Annotated in this window: 16 protein-coding genes; 6 read left to right on the top strand and 10 right to left on the bottom strand. The window is 70.9% G+C overall.

Features of this window, described 5'->3' with window-relative positions; genetic code table 11:
- Positions 1-125: 125 nt before the first annotated feature.
- From argJ to STRIP9103_RS27900, 3 genes are all read right to left on the bottom strand, one after another.
- The gene (gene argJ / locus STRIP9103_RS27890; protein ID WP_009325009.1) at positions 126-1,280 is read right to left on the bottom strand and encodes a bifunctional glutamate N-acetyltransferase/amino-acid acetyltransferase ArgJ; all 1,155 of its coding nucleotides are present in this window, start codon (positions 1,278-1,280) and stop codon (positions 126-128) included.
- Positions 1,281-1,368: 88 nt separating this feature from the next.
- Positions 1,369-2,397: an N-acetyl-gamma-glutamyl-phosphate reductase gene (gene argC / locus STRIP9103_RS27895; protein ID WP_009325025.1), complete on the bottom strand. Its 1,029-nt coding sequence runs from the start codon at positions 2,395-2,397 to the stop codon at positions 1,369-1,371.
- Between the two features lie 256 nt (positions 2,398-2,653).
- Entirely contained in the window at positions 2,654-4,171 is a 1,518-nt protein-coding gene (locus STRIP9103_RS27900) for a hypothetical protein (RefSeq protein WP_009325038.1), read from the bottom strand.
- A gap of 85 nt (positions 4,172-4,256) precedes the next feature.
- Between STRIP9103_RS27900 and STRIP9103_RS27905 the strand changes: the two genes are divergently transcribed.
- The gene (locus STRIP9103_RS27905; RefSeq protein ID WP_009325005.1) at positions 4,257-5,051 is read left to right on the top strand and encodes a hypothetical protein; all 795 of its coding nucleotides are present in this window, start codon (positions 4,257-4,259) and stop codon (positions 5,049-5,051) included.
- A 2-nt stretch (positions 5,052-5,053) separates the two neighbouring features.
- Here the strand turns inward: STRIP9103_RS27905 and STRIP9103_RS27910 are convergent, their stop codons facing one another.
- The gene (locus tag STRIP9103_RS27910; protein ID WP_009324983.1) at positions 5,054-5,446 is read right to left on the bottom strand and encodes a DUF5997 family protein; all 393 of its coding nucleotides are present in this window, start codon (positions 5,444-5,446) and stop codon (positions 5,054-5,056) included.
- A gap of 114 nt (positions 5,447-5,560) precedes the next feature.
- Between STRIP9103_RS27910 and STRIP9103_RS27915 the strand changes: the two genes are divergently transcribed.
- Positions 5,561-6,370, top strand: coding sequence for a LysR substrate-binding domain-containing protein (locus STRIP9103_RS27915; protein ID WP_009325043.1), 810 nt, complete (start codon positions 5,561-5,563; stop codon positions 6,368-6,370).
- A gap of 43 nt (positions 6,371-6,413) precedes the next feature.
- Here the strand turns inward: STRIP9103_RS27915 and STRIP9103_RS27920 are convergent, their stop codons facing one another.
- The 4 genes from STRIP9103_RS27920 to STRIP9103_RS27935 form a co-directional block, all read right to left on the bottom strand.
- Positions 6,414-8,894 (bottom strand): alpha-L-arabinofuranosidase C-terminal domain-containing protein, encoded by a 2,481-nt coding sequence (locus STRIP9103_RS27920; RefSeq protein ID WP_009325030.1) that lies wholly within the window; start codon positions 8,892-8,894, stop codon positions 6,414-6,416.
- A gap of 213 nt (positions 8,895-9,107) precedes the next feature.
- Positions 9,108-9,680 (bottom strand): histidine phosphatase family protein, encoded by a 573-nt coding sequence (locus STRIP9103_RS27925; protein WP_009325040.1) that lies wholly within the window; start codon positions 9,678-9,680, stop codon positions 9,108-9,110.
- Between the two features lie 96 nt (positions 9,681-9,776).
- Positions 9,777-10,214, bottom strand: coding sequence for a GNAT family N-acetyltransferase (locus STRIP9103_RS27930; protein WP_009324986.1), 438 nt, complete (start codon positions 10,212-10,214; stop codon positions 9,777-9,779).
- On the bottom strand, positions 10,211-11,677 hold the full coding sequence (locus STRIP9103_RS27935; RefSeq protein WP_009324993.1) for an aminotransferase-like domain-containing protein: 1,467 nt from the start codon (positions 11,675-11,677) through the stop codon (positions 10,211-10,213). Before STRIP9103_RS27935 ends, STRIP9103_RS27930 begins: the two co-directional genes overlap by 4 nt.
- On the opposite strand from STRIP9103_RS27935, the gene STRIP9103_RS27940 reads away from it, so the two are divergent.
- Together STRIP9103_RS27940 and STRIP9103_RS27945 are read left to right on the top strand one after the other, a co-directional pair.
- Positions 11,676-12,677, top strand: a complete 1,002-nt coding sequence (locus STRIP9103_RS27940) for a DMT family transporter (RefSeq protein WP_009325015.1) — start codon at positions 11,676-11,678, stop codon at positions 12,675-12,677. The genes STRIP9103_RS27935 and STRIP9103_RS27940 overlap by 2 nt on opposite strands.
- A 91-nt stretch (positions 12,678-12,768) precedes the next feature.
- Positions 12,769-12,969 carry a DUF1918 domain-containing protein gene (locus STRIP9103_RS27945; RefSeq protein WP_009325023.1) on the top strand — a complete coding sequence of 67 codons (201 nt, stop codon included), beginning with the start codon at positions 12,769-12,771 and terminating at the stop codon, positions 12,967-12,969.
- Positions 12,970-13,075: 106 nt separating this feature from the next.
- Here STRIP9103_RS27945 and STRIP9103_RS27950 read toward each other — a convergent pair whose 3' ends face one another.
- On the bottom strand, positions 13,076-14,332 hold the full coding sequence (locus STRIP9103_RS27950; RefSeq protein ID WP_009325026.1) for a glycoside hydrolase family 10 protein: 1,257 nt from the start codon (positions 14,330-14,332) through the stop codon (positions 13,076-13,078).
- Positions 14,333-14,510: 178 nt separating this feature from the next.
- On the opposite strand from STRIP9103_RS27950, the gene STRIP9103_RS27955 reads away from it, so the two are divergent.
- The gene (locus tag STRIP9103_RS27955; RefSeq protein WP_078614064.1) at positions 14,511-15,386 is read left to right on the top strand and encodes a 3-hydroxybutyryl-CoA dehydrogenase; all 876 of its coding nucleotides are present in this window, start codon (positions 14,511-14,513) and stop codon (positions 15,384-15,386) included.
- Between the two features lie 193 nt (positions 15,387-15,579).
- Positions 15,580-15,837 carry a hypothetical protein gene (locus tag STRIP9103_RS27960; protein ID WP_009325032.1) on the top strand — a complete coding sequence of 86 codons (258 nt, stop codon included), beginning with the start codon at positions 15,580-15,582 and terminating at the stop codon, positions 15,835-15,837.
- Between the two features lie 28 nt (positions 15,838-15,865).
- On the opposite strand, the gene STRIP9103_RS27965 is transcribed toward STRIP9103_RS27960, so the two are convergent.
- Complete coding sequence (locus tag STRIP9103_RS27965) at positions 15,866-16,411, bottom strand: NUDIX hydrolase (RefSeq protein ID WP_009325003.1); 546 nt, start codon at positions 16,409-16,411, stop codon at positions 15,866-15,868.
- Positions 16,412-16,622 lie beyond the last annotated feature (211 nt).

Consider the following 16,622-nt stretch of genomic DNA (forward strand, 5'->3'; position numbering starts at 1 on the left):
CGGGCGGTGCTGGCCTGCGGAGGCGATGTAAGACTCATCCCGGACTCGTCCGGGGCGAGCGGTCTCCTGTGAAGCAGGAACCCTCGTCGGCGACGACGAGGACCCGCGACAACCAAGCGGGCACGTCAAGACGAGTAGGCGCTGTTCTCGTGGACATAGTCGGCCGTCAGGTCGTTGGTCCAGATCACCGCAGACTCACTGCCTGCCGCGAGGTCCGCCGTGATGTGGACCTCGCGGTAGCGCATGTCCACCTTCTCGCGGTCCTCGCCGACGCCGCCGTTCTTGCACACCCAGACGCCGTTGATGGCGACGTTGAGCCGGTCGGCCTCGAAGGCGGCCTTCGTGGTGCCGATCGCGGAGAGCACGCGGCCCCAGTTGGGGTCCTCGCCGTGGACGGCGCACTTGAGGAGGTTGTTGCGGGCGATGGAGCGGCCCACCTCGACGGCGTCGTCCTCGGTCGCGGCGTTGATCACCTCGACCTTGATGTCCTTGCTGGCGCCCTCGGCGTCCCGGATGAGCTGCTGACCGAGGTCGTCGCACACCTTGCGCACGGCCTCGGCGAACTCCTCGTAGGCCGGGGTGACTTCGGAGGCCCCGGAGGCGAGCAGCAGCACGGTGTCGTTGGTGGACATGCAGCCGTCGGAGTCGACCCGGTCGAAGGTGACCTTGGTGGCCGCCCGGAGGGCCTTGTCCAGCGTCTCGCTGTCGAGGTCGGCGTCGGTGGTGAGGACGACGAGCATGGTGGCGAGGCCGGGGGCGAGCATGCCCGCGCCCTTGGCCATGCCGCCGACGGTCCAGCCGTCGCCCCGGGCCACGGACGTCTTGTGCACGGTGTCGGTGGTCTTGATGGCGATGGCGGCCTTCTCGCCGCCGTGCTCGCTCAGGGAAGCGGCGGCCGTCTCGACACCCGGCAGCAGCTTGTCCATGGGCAGGAGCACACCGATGAGCCCGGTGGAGCAGACGGCGATCTCACCGGCGCTGTGGCCTTCGAGGACGTCCGCGACCTTCTCGGCGGTGGCGTGGGTGTCCTGGAAGCCCTTCGGTCCCGTACAGGCGTTGGCGCCACCGGAGTTGAGGACGACGGCCGACACCTGGCCGCCCTTGAGGACCTGCTCGGACCACAGCACCGGCGCGGCCTTCACACGGTTGGAGGTGAAGACGCCCGCGGCGGCGAGGCGGGGCCCGTTGTTGACCACGAGGGCCAGGTCCGGGTTGCCGTTCTCCTTGATCCCGGCGGCGATGCCCGCCGCCGTGAATCCCTTTGCTGCCGTCACGCTCACTGCATCTCCTTGTTCGCTTCTCCGCCCGTGCAGCGCAGAGGTGCGGCTGTCGTCGTTGTCTGCGGCCCGGTGGCTGCACGTGCGTCGCTCACGGTGCGACTCCGATCGTCGTCAGCCCGGTGCTCTCGTGGAGCCCGAGGGCGATGTTCATGCTCTGGACGGCGCCACCGGCCGTGCCCTTGGTGAGGTTGTCGATGGCGCTGATCGCGATGATGCGGCCCGCGGCCTCGTCGTACGCCACCTGCACCTGGACGGCGTTGGAACCGTAGACGGACGCCGTCGCCGGCCACTGCCCCTCCGGGAGGAGGTGGACGAAGGGCTCGTCGGCGAAGGCCTTCTCGTACGCGGTACGCACGGACTCGGCGGTGACGCCCGGCCTGGCCTTGGCGGTGCACGTGGCGAGGATGCCGCGGGGCATGGGGGCGAGGGTCGGCGTGAAGGACACGGAGACCGGCTCCCCCGCCACTCCGCCGAGGTTCTGCATCATCTCGGGCGTGTGGCGGTGGCCGCCGCCGACGCCGTACGGCGACATGGAGCCCATGACCTCGGAGCCCAGCAGATGCGGCTTGGCCGCCTTGCCCGCGCCTGAGGTCCCGGAGGCGGCGACGATCACGGCCTCGTTCTCGGCGAGGCCTGCCGCGTACGCGGGGAAGAGGGCCAGGGTGACGGCCGTGGGGTAGCAACCGGGTACCGCGATGCGCTTGGACCCCTCCAGCGCGGCGCGGGCACCCGGCAGTTCGGGGAGGCCGTAGGGCCAGGTACCGGCGTGGGGCGAGCCGTAGAACCGCTCCCAGTCCGCCGGGTCCTTGAGTCGGAAGTCGGCGCCCATGTCGACGACGAGCACATCCGGGCCCAGTTGCTCGGCCACGGCCGCGGACTGCCCGTGCGGCAGTGCGAGAAACACGACATCATGCCCGGCGAGCACCTCAGCCGTGGTCTCCTGGAGAACCCGGTCGGCCAACGGCAGCAGATGCGGCTGCAGCGATCCGAGCCGTTGGCCCGCGTTCGAGTTCCCCGTCAGCGCCCCGATCTCGACCTCGGGGTGCGCGAGCAGCAGACGCAGCGCTTCTCCGCCCGCATAGCCACTCGCTCCCGCGACCGCCGCGCGTATCACCATGGAAAATCCTCCTCCTGGATGGCATGACTATACGTTTCGCTGCAGTTTTATGCAATCAGCGAGAAGAGTGCCCTGACTGGACTACCGTTCCTGAACGCCAGGCGTCCAACACCTGTGTCAGGTGCGTGGCGACCGGCATCGCGAAGACGCCACCGAGATGCTTCAGCTGAAACGAGTCGTTCGTGGGCAGGCAGAAGGGGGCGGGGAACCCGGAACCATCAGGACCATCAGGCGAACCCTGCTCGGTCGGGCGGGGCTACGGCAGCCGGGGCAACAGGTCCGTCATCACCGTGAGCGGGAGCGACGGGTTGGCGGCCGCCGCTTCCGCCACCTGCCCGTCGGGGTCGGTGAGCAGTTCCGTGATGACCGTCGGCGGGAGTGCCGGATGGCCGGCGGCCAGGGGCCTCGCCCGTTCGTCCGCCAGGCAGGCCGGCAGTGCCTGAGCCGTCGCGTTGGGGTGCCGGGCGATCTCGCGCAGTGCCTTGCGTACCGGCGGGATGTGGCGGGCCATGTGCTCCAGCAGGGCCGGGGTCGCGTCCGGGTTGGCCGCCGCCCCGGCGAGGACCTGGGCTCCGTGCCGGTCGACCATGGCTCGCAACCGCGCCTCGGAGAGGCCGGGGTGCGCGGCGATGGACTTGACCACCTTCGCGTCGGGGTCGTCGGCCAGCGTGTCGCGGATCTCGGCCGGCAGGTCACGTCGCTGGGCCAGGAGCATCCGCACGGCCGGCTCCTTCGCGTGGGCCAGCTCCGTCACCTCGGCGGCGGAGGCGGAGGCGATCCTCGGCACCAGGGTCGGGCCGATCCTGGTGCCGGCGGCCAGGCGGGTGAGCACGTCGAGTGGTATGCGCGGGTTGTGCGCGAGGCCGCGCCGCACGTCGGGGGCGCGGTCGTCGGCCAGCGTACGGATCACGGCGTCGTCGATCGCGGGGTTCTCGGCGAGGTCGGCGCGGACCCCGGGCGTGGGGTCCAGGGCGAGCCGTGCGTACGCCTCCTGGGGCAGACCGGCGCGGGTCGCGAGCGCCTGGCGCAGCAGCGTCGAGGGGTGGTCGACGAAGCCGACCACGGCTTCGGTGGGCGTGGCCGGGTTCTCCAGTGCCGCCAGCAGCATGGCGTGCACGGTGGATTCATGGGAGCCGTCGCAGGAGGCGCCCGCCGGCAGATCGCAGTCGGTCCGCGCGCACTGCGGACTGTGCGAGAACGGCGGCTCCTCGCGGTCGCAGACCGGGCAGTGCCGCGCGGGCGGTCCATCGCCGCTGATGAGCGCCGCCAGTACCTCCGGCGGCGTCGCCTCGTTGGCCGCGACCGCGCGGCGGACCTCGGCATGCGGATGCGTCGCGAGCCGGGCGGCCATGTCCGACGCGGTCCACCACGCGAGTTCCGCGACGATCCGTACGTCCGGGTCCGCGGCGAGCGTTTCCCTCACGTCGGGCGGAAGGCCGGGGCAGGCGGCCAGTTTCTCGCGGTGCTCGAAAACCGGATCCACCGCGAGGAGACGAGCCCACTCCGGGTCACCGGCGCCCTCGTCCAGCAGGGCGAGGGCGACGAGCGGCTGTGCCACGGGATCCACGTCGGCGGCGGTCAGCCGCCCGTCGTACGCCAGTCGCACGGCGATCACCTCGACCCGCGAGGCCAACGCGACCGCCTGCGCACGGCTGAGATCGGCACGACCGGCGAGTTCCAGGGCGATGTCGGCGTCCGCGAGCGCGATCAGCCGGTCGACCAGCTCCGACGGCAGAGCCGCGTTGGCGGCGAGCCCGCACAGCACAGGGTTCACAGAGGGCATCCTGCCCGGGGCCCGGCCGAAGGGCTCCTGAATTTCACAGCCGGCGCTGTCAGTGCCTCGTGCCACACTGCGTCGCATGTCTCTCGCCGATCTCACTTTCGACCAGTGGCGCTCCTTCGAGGCGTCCGCCGCGCTTCGTGTCGCCCATGAGGCCGCCGGTCTGGTGGAGGGCCGGGTCGTGCGCTTCGAGACCGTCGAGCACCTCGGCGGTCCGTTGCACCGGGTGCTGATCGAGCGGGGCGGGCAGGAGTTCGCTCTGATACCGGGCGGCCGGGCGACGCTGGGCTTCGACCCCGACCGCTGGCAGCCGACGCCCGAGCAGATCGCCGACTACGCGGAGAGTCTGGAGCAGGGCTTCGGCTACGGAGCCGATCCGCGGGAACACCTCGCGAGGGTGCTCAGCCCCCGCCGCACGGCCGTCCTGTCCACCGTGCTCATGGCAGTGCGGGGCGAGAACCTGACCGAGCCGCCCGCCGACATGCCGTCCGTCCTCGCGGCGCGCGGTCTGCGCATGCCGACGTCCGACGAGTGGGAGCACGCCTGTGGCGCCGGCGCGGGCACCTTGTTCCGGTGGGGCGACGAGTGTCCGCTGGACCGCATCCCTTACGGCGACACCACCGGCCCGCACAACGAGCCGAACGCCTTCGGGCTGCGTATCGCCCACGACACGTACACGACGGAGGTGACGGGCGACGGCTCGGTCCGCGGCGGTGACGGCGGCGAGTCGGCGTGCGGCGGATACGGCCGCCTGCTCGGGTGGCTGCCGCTGGCCACCGCACACGCCAACCCGGACCTGGTCGAGTTCGTGTACGGGGAGGACGGCGACGACCTCTTCGAGGACCTCTCCACCCGGCCGGTCCTCGCGCTGTGAGGTCAGTCCTGGCCGGCCGCCCGCTCGGCGTCGCGCTTCTTGATGCGGGCGTTCTGCTTGCGGACGTCGGCCTGGGTGGCGCGCTCCTTGCGCAGCCACTCGGGGTTGTCGTCCTTCAGCGCCTCGATCTGCTCGGTGGTGAGGGGCTCGGTGACACCGCCGCGCGCGAGACCGGCGATGGAGACGCCCAGCTTGGCCGCGACCACGGGACGGGGGTGCGGGCCGTTGCGGCGCAGTTCCTGCAGCCAGGCCGGCGGGTCGGCCTGCAGCGCGTTCAGCTCGGCGCGCGAGACGACGCCCTCCCGGAACTCGGCGGGAGTGGCTTCGAGGTACACACCCAGCTTCTTCGCCGCGGTGGCGGGCTTCATGGTCTGGGTGGTCTGCTGCGTCGTCATGCCGTCAAGGGTAACGAGCGTGGGCGCCGGCCCTGACCACGGCCGACGGCGGTGGTGGGAGCGGGGACACCGGCGATGGTCGGGCCGGGCCCGCGACCCCGTTAGCCTGGTCATGTGACTGGCTCGGAAGACTCCCCCTCGTTCCGGCTCGCGTACGTCCCCGGAGTGACGCCCACGAAGTGGGTGCGGATCTGGAACGAGCGGTTGCCCGACATCCCCCTCACCCTCCTCCAGGTACCCGCCGGGGAGGCGTTCGGCGTGCTGCGGGGCGGTGACGCCGACGCGGGGTTCGTACGGCTGCCGGTGGACCGGACCGATCTCAGCGCGATCCCCCTCTACACCGAGACCACGGTGGTCGTGGTCCCGAAGGACCATGTCGTCGCGGCGGTCGACGAGGTGTCCACCGGGGATCTGGCCGACGAGATCGTGCTGCATCCCCTTGACGACACCCTCGGCTGGGAGCGCCCGCCGGGGCAGCCGGCGTTCGAGCGCCCCGCCACCACGGCGGACGCGATCGAGCTGGTGGCGGCCGGGATCGGGCTGCTCGTCGTCCCGCAGTCACTCGCCCGTCTCCACCACCGCAAGGACCTCACCTACCGGCCCGTCATCGACGCCCCCGAGTCACGCGTCGCCCTGTCCTGGCCGCAGGACGCGACCACCGACATGGTCGAGGACTTCATCGGCATCGTCCGCGGCCGGACGGTCAACAGCACACGCGGACGCGCCAAGGCCCCGGCTCAGGAACAGCAGCCCAAGGCCAAGTCCGGCCCCAAACGGCCCGCCGCCGGCGCTGCCCGACGCCAGCCGGCATCGGGCAAGTCGACCGGCAGGACCCCCCGCGGCGGCTCCGGCGGCGGCCGGAACACGAAGGGCGGCAACGCGAAAGGCGGCGGCAGGACCGGAAAGCCCCGCCGCCGCTCATGAGCCACGGCCCGAACTCACGGGGAGCCCGGGCCGCCCCTCGTCCTCACTTCTTCTTGATCCGCAGGAACGTCACCGAGTTCGCCGGGAACGTGTAGCCGAACTCGTCGGCCACCCCGGTGAACGTCGACGTCACGGGTGCGACCGGTGTGGCCGTCTCCGTGTTCACGGCGTTCGGCGCGGCGGTGAGCGTGGTGACCCGGGCCTTGGAGCGGACCTTGGCGCCGCCGAGGTCGATGGCCGTACGGGCGGCCACGGACTGGGCGTTGACGACCTTGACGATCAGGTCACCGGTCTTCGCGTCACGCGTCACCACCTGGCGGAACGGCTCGGCCGGCTTGTCGTCGGTGAAGCTGCCCCACTCCTGGCCGTCGAGCAGCAGGGTCACCTGCCGCCCCCGCACCTTGACCTCGACGTCGTACGTACGGCCCGTCTCGATGGTCCCCGGCTTGGAGATCAGCGTGGACTTGCCGCCGTCCACGGCCTGCTCGACCGCGCTGGTGGTGTTGTTCCAGCCGCCGAGGTTCCACCAGTAGTAGTTGCCGGTGTCCTTGACGCCGAAGGCGATCAGGAAGCCCTCCTTGCCGGACTTCTTGGTGGCCTTGACCTTCAGGTCGTAGTCGTGCCAGGAGGTGTCGCCGGCGGAGACCATGGTGTTCTCGGCGGCCACGTCCGTCTGCACGTACTGCCCGTCCTGGACGGACCAGCTGCCGCCGCCGGTGTGGGTCCACTTCGAGGCGTCACCGCTGAAGTCGTCGGTCAGCAGGGTCGTGCCGTCGGCGGCGGTCACCTTCACATCGTCGTACGCCGCTGTCGTGGCCCAGGTGGACAGGCCGACGGCTCCCGAGATCGGGCCGGTGACCGCCGGAGTGCCGGTGGCCGTCGACGGCACCACGCGGTCGCCGACGTTGTTCATGAAGAGCTTCTGCATCTCGTAGTTGGCCGAGCCCCATGACGCGTGGTTGTTGAACCAGATCATGTCGGGGTTCCACTGCACGTAGTCCTCGTTGGCGAGGAGCGGTGCGTAGGAGGCGAGCTTCACGACGTCGGCGTTGCGCTCCAGGCCGGTCATGAACGCCGCCTCGGCGAGGGCGTTCTTGAAGGCGTTGCCCAAGGAGGCGTACTCGCCGAGGAAGACCTTCGGGCCGCCTCGGTCGTACGCGTCGTAGCGGTCGTTGTTCTGGAGGAACCACTGCGGGCTGTTGTAGTAGTGCTCGTCGACCATGTCGACGTTCGCCTCGCGGTTCAGCTTCCAGGCGGTGTCGAACGTGGTGCCCGTGTCGTCGGGGCCGGAGTTCGAGATCACCGTGATGTCGGGGTACTCGGCCTCGATGGCGGCCCGGAACTTCTGGAAGCGGGCGAAGAACTCGTTCGGCAGGTTCTCCTCGTTGCCGACCTCGAGGTGGGTGAGGTGGAAGGGCCTCGGGTGGCCCATCCGCGCGCGGACCTTGCCCCACTTGCTGGTCACGGGCCCGTTGGCGAACTCGATGAGGTCGAGCGTGTCCTGGATGTGCCGCTGGAGCAGCGCCTCGTCGTCGGTGGCCTTGTTCTGACCGCAGCCGGTGACGAGGGCGGGCACCACGGGCAGCGGCATCGCGCCGATGTCCTCGGAGAACTGGAAGTACTCGTAGTAGCCGAGGCCGTAACTCTGGTTGTAGCCCCAGAAGTTGGCGTTGGTGGCGCGCTGCTCGACCGGGCCGATGGTGTCCTTCCACTGGAACGAGCGCTTGCGCTCCCAGTTCGACGCCTCGCTGTAGTCCTTCATGGAGCCGGTGTTGACCAGGCAGCCGCCGGGGAAGCGGACGAAGCCGGGGTGCAGGGCGGCGATCTTCTCGGCGAGGTCCTTGCGCAGCCCGTTCTTGCGGCCCTTGTAGGTGTCGCGCGGGAAGAGGGACACCTCGTCCAGGGCGGCGGCCTCGGAGGAGGCGACGGCCAGGCGCCCGTTGGAGCTGGTCCGCGTCGCGATGAACGTGGCCCTGTACTTGGCCCAGCCGCCCTTCACGGCCACCTGCCGGGCCTCGGCCAGCGTGCCGTCGGCGTCCTTGAGGGTGACGGTCAACGTCGTACCGTTCTCGGTGCGCGCCCACACCGAGAAGTCGTACTTCTTGCCCTCCTCGACCCGGATGCCGGTGTTGTAGCCGGCGTTCGTGACGGCCGAACCGGCACCGAGGGAGAGGTAGTCGCGGTTGCGCTCGTTGAGCCGGCCGGCGTCGTTCAGGACCGTTCCGGTGCCGTCGACGGTCCAGGAGGTGAGGGGGGTGTACGTGCGGTTGTCGGCCGTGGAGTACTCGAAGGACCGGTTCTGCACGAGCTCGGCGTAGAGGCCGCCGTCCGCGGCCCGGTTGATGTCCTCGAAGAAGACGCCGTACATCGTGTCGTCGATCTTCGCGCCCTTGGCGGCCGGGTCCACGGTGATCGCGTAGTCGGTGACGTCTTCGGCATGTGCGGGGGCCGGGATCGAGCCGGCGGCCACCAGGAAGGCGGTGGCGGTCAGGCCGAGTCTCCAGCGGGTGCGGGTGCGTGACATGGATACTCCGTGGCTCTGAGGGGGTGGAGAGTGGTTCGAAATATCAAACAATGATCAGCACTTCGAACGGCAAGATAGGGAGAGGATCAAGAGAGCGCCAACGGGTCGCGCGGCACCGAAAGTGTCGCAAGCGATCGAAAGTTTCGGCCGGGACCGATCCACGCCGAGGAGAGCGCCGGGACGGATCGCGCCCGAACACGGCCACAGCCGTGGCTACACGCCGCCCAACCGCAGGTTCCAGCGGCCCGGGCGGCCGACGATCGTGAGCGTCGACAAGGGGCGGACGTCCATGTGCCAGTACGACGACGCGGGGGCCTTCAGCGCGTAGACGAGAGCGGCGCGCAGGACCGAGGGCTCGGCGACGGCGACGATACGGCCGCCGTCGTCGGTCGGGCGGGTGTCGAGCCAGCCGCCTATGCGGGAGATGAAGGCGATCAGCGACTCCCCGCCGTGCGGGGTGGAGTGCGGGTCGGCGAGCCAGCCGTCCACGGCGGAGGGCTCGCGGGCCATGGCCTCGCCCAGCGTGAAGCCGCGCCAGCGGCCCATGTCGCAGTCCCGCAGCGCGGGCTGGGCCAGCGGCGCGTAGCCGAGGGCGTCGCCGGTGGCCCGGCTGCGGGGCGTCGGCGAGCAGTACCGCAGCTCGGCCGCCGCCGGCGGCACCAGCTCATGGGCCGCGCGCTGCACCTCGTCCCTGCCGGCCTGGTCCAGCGGCCGGTCGTCCTCGAACCGCTCCGCGAGCAGCGAGGAGCAGCGCGCGGCTGCGACGAACGTGACCCGAAGATGCATGCGGCGATCGCGAGGCGCGAGACTCCGCAGGTCAAGAGGCGTTACTCAGGAGTTACCCGGGGTACTTCGCCCCGCGCTGAAGGGCATCCCGGCGCCTCACTCGAACATCAGCGCCATCCACTGATCCGGTTGCTCCAGCGGCTTGAACCCGAGCCTCTCGTAGACGCCGTGCGCGTCGTGGGTGGCGAGCAGAACGCGCCGCAAGCCGAACGGTCGCAGATGCTCGCGCACGGCTGCGACCAGCGCGGTGCCGACGCCCTTGCCGCGTACGACCGGGTCGACGTAGACGTCGCAGAGCCAGGCGAAGAACGTCTCGTCCGTGACGACCCGCGCGTACGCCACCTGCTCGCCCGAAGTCGCGTCGTACACCCCGAAGTTGAGCGAGGTCGCGATCGCGCGCTCGAACTTCTCACGGGGCCGGCCGAGGGCCCAGTAGGCGTCGGTGGACAGCCAGTGGTGGACGCGGCCGACATCGACACGGGTGGGATCGGCGGAGAACTCGTAGCCCTCGGGAAGGGGCAACTCATCGGTCATGGCTGGACGTTCGCAGGCCAGGGGCTTGCTGTCGAACCGTTTACCGCCGCCGTCAGCCTCCGCACCCCTTCCGTGATCTCCCCTGCCCCGGCGACTCCGGCGAAGCTCAACCGCAGGTGTCCGGCCGGTGGTTCGGCGCAGAAGTAGGGGCGGCCGGGGGTGACGGCGACGCCCGCGCGCAGGGCGGCGGCGACGAGGGCGGACTCGTCGGCGCCGTCGGGGAGACGGAGCCAGAGGTGGTATCCGCCGGAGGGGATGTGGGGCAGGGCGAGTTCGGGGAGACGCAGACGCAGCGCGGAGGTCATCGTGTCCCGACGGTTCTTCAACTCCCTCGATACGGCGCGGAGATGGCGGGGCCAGGCGGGCGAGCCGACGAGTTCGAGGGCGGCCTCCTGGAGGGGGCGGGGGACGAAGAAGGTGTCGACGACCTGGATGGCGCGCAGCCGTTCCAGGACCGGGCCGCGTGCCGCCAGCGCGCCCACACGGAAGCTGGGCGAGGTCGCCTTGGTCAGCGAGGAGACGTGGACGACGACACCGTCCGGGTCGTCGGCGGCCAGCGGCGGCGGCAGCGGGCCCGCGTCCTCGTGCACGAGCCGGCGTACGAAGTCGTCCTCGACCACGAAGGCCCCGGCCTCACGGGCGATGCGCAGCACCTCGCCCCGGCGCTCGGTCGACAGGGCGGCGCCGGTGGGGTTCTGGAACAGGGGCTGGCAGATGAAGAGCCGGGCGCCGGACGCCTTGAACGCGTCGGCGAGGAGGGCGGGCCTGACCCCGTCCGCGTCGACGGGCACCGGAACGGGCCGCAGCCCGGCGGCTCGCGCGATGGCCAGCATGCCCGGATAGGTGGGCGATTCGACCAGCACCGGCGCACCGGGCGGCGCGAGCGCGCGCAGGGCGGTGGTCAGCGCGGACTGGCCGCCCGCCGCGACGATCACCTCGGCCGCCGTGGTCGCCCCGCCGATGCTCCGCGCGAACCACTCGCGCAGCTCCGGCAGGCCCTCGACCGGGGGCCGCGCCCACGCTCCGGGCCGCCGCCCGGCCCGGGAGAGGGCCGCGCCCATCGCCTGCTCCGGTTGCAGCGACGGGTGGAGATAGCCGCTGTTGAACTCGATCACGCCGGGCGGCGGGGAAGCGAGCGAGACCAGTACGCCCGAGGCGTCCACCGTGCGCGGCACCAGTTCGGCGGCGGCGTCCGCGCTCAGCGCGACCTCCTGCCAGGACGTGTCCCCCACGGCCACCGCACCGCTCTCGCGCGGCACCGCCCGGAACGCCCCCGCCCCCGGCCGGGTCACCACCAGCCCCTCGGCGGCCAACTGCGCCAGGGCCCGCGACACGGTCACCGGGCTCACCCGGAACCGCTCGACGAGCGCCCGACTGGACGGCAGCTTTCCACCGGGTGAGTAGCGGTTCAGCTCCTTTCGCAGGTGATCCGCGAGTTCTCCGACACTGCTACGCTCTTGCATGAGAGTACAGAGTAGCGCTATCACCGAGAGTTCAGTAGCGGTCGGCACAGGCCAGGAAAGGGACGGGTCCGAAGGCGGCGGCTCGGAAGGCGGCGAGCACCACCGCCCCCGGCCAGGCGCCCCACGGCCCCACCAGGGCACCCCTCGTGCCCGCGGCACCCTCCAGGCCGCCCTCGGCGTCACCGCCTTCTCCCTCACCTTCCCCGCCACCGCCTGGGGCCTGGAGAGCTTCGGCCCCTGGTCGCTCGTCGCCGTGCGCGTCGTTCTCGCCGCCGTCATCGCGGGTGGCTGTCTGCTGGCGCTGCGGGTGCCGCTCCCCGGTCGCCGGCACTGGGCCGGGCTGGCCGTGGTCGCCGCCGGTGTGGTCGTCGGCTTCCCGCTGCTCACCACGCTCGCCCTGCAGACCTCGACCACCGCGCACGCCGCCGTCGTGGTCGGTCTGCTGCCGCTGACGACCGCCCTGTTCTCGGCTCTGCGCATGGGCACCCGCCCCTCGCGCACCTTCTGGACCGCCGCCCTCGCCGGAGCCGCCGCGGTACTCGCGTTCACCGTGGGCCAGAGCGGCGGCGCCCTCACCACGGCCGACCTCTGCCTCTTCGGCGCCCTGCTGGTGTGCGCGGCCGGGTACACCGAGGGCGGTCGGCTGGCCCGGATGATGCCGGGCTGGCAGGTCATCGGCTGGGCCCTGGTGCTGTGCCTGCCGATCGGAGTGCCGTGCGCGCTGCTGGCCCTGTCGTACGAGCCGGTCCGGCTGACCGCGCACGGCGTCGCCGGGCTGTTGTGGGTGGCGGCCGGGTCGCAGTTCCTGGGGCTGGTGGTCTGGTACCGGGGCATGGCGGCGATCGGCATACCGAAGGCCAGCCAGTTGCAGCTGGCCCAGCCGCTGCTCACACTGGTGTGGTCGGTGCTGCTCCTCGGCGAGCGGCTCACACCGGCCGCGCCCCTGACAGCCGCCGCCGTACTGGTCTGTATAGCGGTCACCCAGCGGACGTCCGCCTGAGACCCCATACACACACCGGTTCCCACCGGCGCCGCCCGCAATAGACTGCGGTCACGGACCGCCACTCCTGTGTGAGACGAGGAGGCTCCCGATGCAGGCAGATGTAGGTGACACCCTGCTGGTGCACGGCAGGACCGTCGGTCACCACGACCGGACCGCCGAGGTCCTGGAAGTGCTCGGCCAGAACGGCAATCCGCCCTACCGGGTCAGGTTCACCGACGACGGACACGAGGCGTTGATGTCCCCCGGCCCGGACACGGTCGTCCGCCACCACGGGGAGGAGCCGAAGTAGGCACCCCGCCCGGCGAGCGCCCCGCATCCAGTACCTCCGGTACGCCGGTCACGGCCGGTGCGCAAGCCGCCGGGGATGTCAGCACGGCGGCTTGGCGCGGGTCACGTCAGCGCGGTGGCAGGGCCGGCTGCTGGTAATGGTCGGCGACCACCCGCGCCATGGCGCCGATCTTGTCTTCCCCGACCTCCTTGGCGGAGAAGAACACATGCCCGCGCGCCTCCGGATGGTCGCGGGCCAGGGTGAGGTGCGCCGACAGCTCGGCAGGGTCCTGCCAGGCCGCGGGCTGCGCCGGATCACCGGCCTTGTACAGCGCCTCCCCGAGGTACAGCCGGGTCCCGGAGCCACGCGCGGTCTCCGCCCACCAGGGCAGCAGCTTGGCGTAGTCGGCGGCGGCGAAGCCGATGTTCCAGTACAGCTGCGGGACGATGTAGTCGATCCAGTTCTCCCGGACCCATTTCCTCGTGTCCGCGTACAGGTCGTCGTACGTCTGCACACCGGCCCGGGTGTCGGAGCCCCGCTCGTCGGTGGCGATGTTGCGCCACACGCCGAAGGGGCTGATCCCGAACTGCGTACCGGGCCTGACCCGCTTGATCCGGGCGGCCGTCTCGCGCACCAGCTTGTCGATGTTGTCGCGCCGCCAGTCGGCCCGGTTGGCGAAGTCGCCGCCGTACTGGTTGTAGGCGGCGTCGTCGTCGAAGACCTGGCCGGCGACCGGGTACGGGTAGAAGTAGTCGTCGAAGTGCACGGCGTCGACCGGGTACTTGCGCACCGCGTCGAGCATCGCCTTCTGCACGAAGGCGCGGACCGCGGGGATGCCCGGGTTGTAGTAGAGCTTGCCGCCGTAGGGGACGACCCAGTCCGGGTGCTCGCGCGCGGGGTGGCCCGCGACCAGACGGCTCGGGTCGGTGTGGTTGGCGATCCGGTACGGGTTGAACCAGGCGTGCAGTTCGAGGCCGCGGGCGTGGGCCTGCTCGACCGCCGTGCCCAGCGGGTCCCAGCCGGGGTTCTTGCCCTGGGTGCCGGTGAGGTACTGGGACCAGGGCTCGTACGGGGAGGGCCAGAGCGCGTCGGCGGTGGGGCGGACCTGGAAGATCACCGCGTTGAGGCGGCGCCGCACGGCGGTGTCGAGATGGGCGAGGAGTTCGGCGCGCTGCTCGTCGGCGGTCAGGCCGGGCTTGGAGGGCCAGTCCCGGTTGACGACGGTGGCCAGCCACATGCCGCGCAGCTCGCGGTCGGAGCGCCTGCGGGGGCTCGGTTCCCCGCCGGCCATGGCGGTCCCGGCCGCCACACCGCCCGCCGTCACGAGCGTCACCGCCGCGGTCGCCCAGAACGCCCGTCGTGACATCCGTGGCTTCCGATGCATCCTGTTACCTCCGCCTACCACTACCCGCGGGCCCGCTTCGTCCCACGGACCGTTCGCCGGCCAGCCTCCCATGTGACACCCGGGATACTGATCAGTAAGCGTCGCGGGTAACGTGCAGGTTTGGCGCAGGCCCACACCCGGGGCAACTGCCAGGCACGTGACCAGCGAAAGGGACGATGTGACGTACACCCCAACGGGAGACATCGCGCGCGTCGGAGTGGTGGGCTGCGGCCAGATGGGGGCGGGCATCGCCGAGGTGTGCGCCCGTGCCGGTCTGGACGTGAAGGTCGCCGAGACCACCGGTGAAGCCCTGGAGATCGGCCGTACCCGGCTGTTCAACTCCCTGTCCAAGGCGGCCGAGCGGGGCAAGATCAGCGAGGACGAGCGGGCGGCCACGCAGGCGCGGCTGAGCTTCACCACGGACCTCGGCGAGTTCGCCGACCGTGACCTCGTCATCGAGGCGGTCGTGGAGAACGAGCAGGTGAAGACGGAGATCTTCCAGGTGCTCGACCAGGTGGTGACCCGCCCGGACGCCATCCTCGCCTCCAACACCTCCTCGATCCCGCTGGTGAAGCTCGCGGTCGCCACCTCGCGCCCCGACCAGGTCATCGGCATCCACTTCTTCAACCCGGCCCCGGTGCAGCGGCTCGTCGAGCTGATCCCTGCGCTCACCACCTCCGAGGGCACGCTCAGCCGGGCGCAGCTGTTCGCCGAGAAGACCCTCGGCAAGCACTCCGTACGCGCCCAGGACCGCTCGGGCTTCGTGGTCAACGCGCTGCTGGTGCCGTATCTGCTCTCCGCCATCCGCATGTTCGAGTCGGGCATCGCCGGCCGCGAGGACATCGACAACGGCATGGAGCTGGGCTGCGCCCACCCCATGGGTCCGCTGAGGCTGTCCGACCTGATCGGCCTGGACACGATCGTCTCCATCGCCAACTCCATGTACGAGGAGTACAAGGAGCCGCTGTACGCCGCTCCCCCGCTGCTCCAGCGCATGGTCGACGCGGGCCGGCTCGGCCGGAAGACGGGGTCGGGCTTCTACACGTACGCCTGATTACGCACCGTAGACATCTTCGGGCCGCAACGGGCCCGGGAACGGGAAACGGTGCCGGGCCCGCGGCATTCACACACCGTGTGCGCGAAGGACACGCATATGCCGTTCGCACACGCTCCCCTCCCGCTCACCAGGCGAGTTGACTGCACGTGCGTATGAAAGGGATGTGACGACTACAGAAAGGAGCGGACTCGTGGCCATCGACCCCGAGCATCCCGTGGTCCACGGCGAACTCGCAGAGTTACGCCGTCGCCTCGATGTGGCGCACGCACGCGTCGAAGGAGGACTGACCCTACTGAGCCACCGCGCCGAACAGACCGCCAAGGAACTCGACGACCTGAACACACGTGTCGTCACCCTGGAGCACTCCCGCTGGCCGCTGCCCGCCGTCGCGGCCCTCGCGGCCATCGGCGCCCTGGTGGTGTCGATCTGGCAGGTCGTCGGCCGCTGACCGGTCCGGACGGGACGCATGGGGGAGATCAGGGCTTGGCGTCCTGCCCGAGCCGCAGATGGTGCAGGAGGAGCAGCGCGGCCGCCATGTTGGCGGCCGGGACCTCGCCGCGGGCGACCATGTCGGGCACGAGCTTGAGGGGAACCCATTCCCTGCGGTCCGACTCGAAGTCGTCCACGGGGTGACCGACGTACGCGCCCTCGTCGGCCCAGTAGATGTGGTGCCGGGCGTCGGTGAGCCCGTTGGAGGGCTCGACGCTCATCAGATGGTGCAGGGGTCCCGGCCGCCATCCGGTCTCCTCCTCCAGTTCGCGGGCGGCCGCGTCGGCGATGCCCTCGCCGTCCTCGACGACACCCGCGGCCAGTTCCCAGCCCCAGCTGTCGGTGATGAAGCGGTGCCGCCACAGCAGCAGCACCTCGTTGGCCTCGTTGACCACGGTGGCCACGGCCACCGGCCGCAGCCTTATCAGGAAGTGATCGAGGTGCCGCCCGTCCGGCAATGCGACATCTGCGAGATTGACGCTGAACCAGCGGTTCGAATACACAGTTTGTTCGCTCTGTTTCGTCCACTGCACGGTTCTGCCACCTTCCGCCGAGTAGATGGCAATATCGCAGCAGGAGCGTGCTGACAGCAGGCGCACAGACGGTGCACGGCCCGGCCGGGGGCGCGGTGTCAGAGCGGTATGCGCAGTGCCCCGTCGATGAGTTCGGCGGCTTCGGCCGTCCCCGCGCAGCCACTGCGCACGAGGTGTTCGCGTACCGCCCGCAGTCTGTCGCGCAGGCGCA

It is taken from the genome of Streptomyces ipomoeae 91-03 (assembly GCF_000317595.1).
Lineage (GTDB): Bacteria > Actinomycetota > Actinomycetes > Streptomycetales > Streptomycetaceae > Streptomyces > Streptomyces ipomoeae.

Bases quoted from the DNA above. Each gene is read 5' to 3' on its own strand.
- argC (WP_009325025.1), bottom strand. From the start codon at position 2,397: ATGGTGATACGCGCGGCGGTCGCGGGAGCGAGTGGCTATGCGGGCGGA.
- STRIP9103_RS27905 (WP_009325005.1), top strand. From the start codon at position 4,257: ATGTCTCTCGCCGATCTCACTTTCGACCAGTGGCGCTCCTTCGAGGCG.
- STRIP9103_RS27910 (WP_009324983.1), bottom strand. From the start codon at position 5,446: ATGACGACGCAGCAGACCACCCAGACCATGAAGCCCGCCACCGCGGCG.
- STRIP9103_RS27920 (WP_009325030.1), bottom strand. From the start codon at position 8,894: ATGTCACGCACCCGCACCCGCTGGAGACTCGGCCTGACCGCCACCGCC.
- STRIP9103_RS27925 (WP_009325040.1), bottom strand. From the start codon at position 9,680: ATGCATCTTCGGGTCACGTTCGTCGCAGCCGCGCGCTGCTCCTCGCTG.
- STRIP9103_RS27930 (WP_009324986.1), bottom strand. From the start codon at position 10,214: ATGACCGATGAGTTGCCCCTTCCCGAGGGCTACGAGTTCTCCGCCGAT.
- STRIP9103_RS27940 (WP_009325015.1), top strand. From the start codon at position 11,676: ATGAGAGTACAGAGTAGCGCTATCACCGAGAGTTCAGTAGCGGTCGGC.
- STRIP9103_RS27935 (WP_009324993.1), bottom strand. From the start codon at position 11,677: ATGCAAGAGCGTAGCAGTGTCGGAGAACTCGCGGATCACCTGCGAAAG.
- STRIP9103_RS27945 (WP_009325023.1), top strand. From the start codon at position 12,769: ATGCAGGCAGATGTAGGTGACACCCTGCTGGTGCACGGCAGGACCGTC.
- STRIP9103_RS27950 (WP_009325026.1), bottom strand. From the start codon at position 14,332: ATGCATCGGAAGCCACGGATGTCACGACGGGCGTTCTGGGCGACCGCG.